1 protein-coding gene is annotated in these 2,439 nt (G+C 48.6%); it reads right to left on the bottom strand.

The genetic code is table 11. The annotated features are described in order from the left end of the window. Positions 1–732: 732 nt before the first annotated feature. Positions 733–2,238, bottom strand: coding sequence for a glycosyltransferase family 4 protein (locus HMPREF2724_RS01310; RefSeq protein WP_168164031.1), 1,506 nt, complete (start codon positions 2,236–2,238; stop codon positions 733–735). Positions 2,239–2,439: the final 201 nt, after the last annotated feature.

The following is a 2,439-nucleotide window of genomic DNA, read 5'->3' as shown; positions in this document are numbered from 1 at the left end:
GCCTGTTCGACCATCGTTACCAAAGTTTGGTTTGATAGATCAGGCACTCTGCGGTTACATCTAAGTCTGCAACAGCTTAGTCCGTGTCTCCCACACAATAGCCTAGTTCGGAGGTGTTATGTCCATAGGTTTTTGGACATAACAGAGCAAGCCGAGGCGGGGTATGCCACATACGTAAATTGAGGTGATTGAGCCCAATACTGGCTAGCCCCTCCATCGGATCCGTGGCGGATACAAATCTCTCAACGGTCCCTTCTACACAGCCAAACAGCGGCTTTCATGTGATAGTCTTCCCCCGTAATCCTCAATACAACGCTGTTCGATGAACAGCGTTGGTTTGCTTAAAACCGGTAAGTGCTTTGAACAGATTAACAACTGGTAGGTTGCACCAAGGGCCAAACCGCCCTAGATATGGTTCCTACATAGTCTAAAGAAAGATTGGAGGGGGACCTAGATCACTCCACTACTACACGAATATTGGATACATAAGGTGACAATTTTCCGTTTTCGCCCTTCCTGAGCATCCTCGCGCTTTATAGATCACTCAATTCTACATTGTCACTACTTACCTTAAACAAAGGCAATTCTTTCATTAAAAATATCTGTATACTGATTTTGCCTTTGGGCGGCCAGGTGCGACTTTTTGAGTTAAAAATATAGCACTTGAGTGAGAACATCGAGCATTCAGGAATGTTCTACATACTCAAACGAGACCCCTGTGCCGGTGAATTATCACAGTGCACGATATATCTTCCTGTACCTACGCGCGTTGCTTCTCCAAGAATGCTGCTTCGCCCACGATCTCCCTAATTCTAGTTGTAATGCACTGTATTCGCCAAGCTGTTCTATGCACTTAGCCAATGCGTCCGAATTCTCGGGTTCAAAGTACTTAGCGTATTGGCCTGTAATTTCTCGAACTGCGGGCAAGTCACTCGCTATGACGGGCACGCCAAGAGCTTGAGCCTGTAACGCTTTAATTGGCGTTACTTTCCTGCAGACAGGAGTATTTCGGCGGGGAAGCACGAATGCATCAAGAACTGCATACCACTTCCAAATAGATTCGTTCGGCTGCCGCCCAACGAACAAGACTCGGTCCGACAGCCCTAGTTCTCTCGCTTGCTTTTCGAGCTCGATACGAGCGCTTCCATCGCCGACGATTAACACTCGAACATCTGACAGGAGAGCTGCTGCGCTTAACAGGACGTCAAGTCCCTCATACCCGACGACTGAAGTAACGGTACCAACCGTTTTAACGTCTTCTAGCCCTAGTTCTTTCCGCAACAATGACCGATCAAGCTCTCCTTCTACTGGTGCATCGTGAACGGCATTCGGTACCACGGTAATCTTTTCTCGTGAAACGCCTCGGTCATGGAGCTCAGCTTTGGAAACTTCGCTCAAAGCTACTACCGCGTTGGCAGCCATCATGCATAACGTTTCTTGACGACGAGCAAGCTGATAAAAATCAGACTTCAGCAAAACGTGTTGTCGCTCAGCCGGCTGCTTCGACAGCCAAGTACTCTCAAGCTCCCCTCGAACTTCGTATACCCACGGTATGCCTAGCTGTCTCGCAGCTTCCGCCACTACTAATGCATTATTGTAATCAGTCGTGGTGTGAAGAATGTTCGCGCCGACTTCTCTCGCCAGGTCGACTAATAGCTCAACTTCAATCTCAAGTCGTTTAAGAAGTGAACCCGGGTAGCTGCTAGGAAGGCTCCGAAAATAGGGAATCCCTTCCACAACTTCGCAATTTTTTCTGGGCCATTTGCCGACGACCAACGGATAGGCCAAACGGGTCATAGCTGCAACACGGATTCCTGATTGACTCAGAGCAAGCAGCGTGTTGTGGGATCTGTAAGTGTATCCCGACATGGTGTGAGGCAAACTATTTGTTAGGTAGAACAGTACGCAAGGTGCACCGTCCTGTTTCGGCTTGCGAAGCTCTGAAGCAGCGTTGACCCGCGTAACCTTCTTTTCTAGCAGTTGTAGGCGTTCGCTCGCTCTGGCTACTCTATGTTTGTCCGCTCTGCTTAGCTCTTCATAGCTGGTAGATTCCGTTCCTGATGCGAGGATCTCTTGAAGCGCACTCAACTCGCCTTCGTCGAGCATTCTTTGGACGGCAGTCTTCCGATGTGGAATAGACGGAAAATACTTGAGACCTGCACGGAGAGGCGAAAGCTTAAGGCGTTGAAATACCTTCTCGAGAAAGAGTGCTGGGTCGTCTGAGGCCATCTTAAACATTGCCGAACACAAAAGCCGCGAAGTGCGAGCATAGTGTATTAACCGTCTACGCATATTCATTCACTTCGCCTTACTACAGTTGAAATAATCTTACTGAGCGTGCGAGGGGTTTCGTGACTACGTTGCTGCTTTACCCAACTTGCTCCACTATCAGATACCTCCAAGCCCTTAGGGTTCCACACTAGTTGTGTCCAAAGCTCT

Source organism: Corynebacterium sp. HMSC071F07 (assembly GCF_001810285.1).
Lineage (GTDB): Bacteria > Actinomycetota > Actinomycetes > Mycobacteriales > Mycobacteriaceae > Corynebacterium > Corynebacterium simulans.
The sequence above is the reverse complement of the archived record's forward strand: the minus strand, read 5'-3'. Positions and strand labels throughout refer to the sequence as shown.

Bases quoted from the DNA above. Each gene is read 5' to 3' on its own strand.
- HMPREF2724_RS01310 (WP_168164031.1), bottom strand. From the start codon at position 2,238: ATGTTTAAGATGGCCTCAGACGACCCAGCACTCTTTCTCGAGAAGGTA.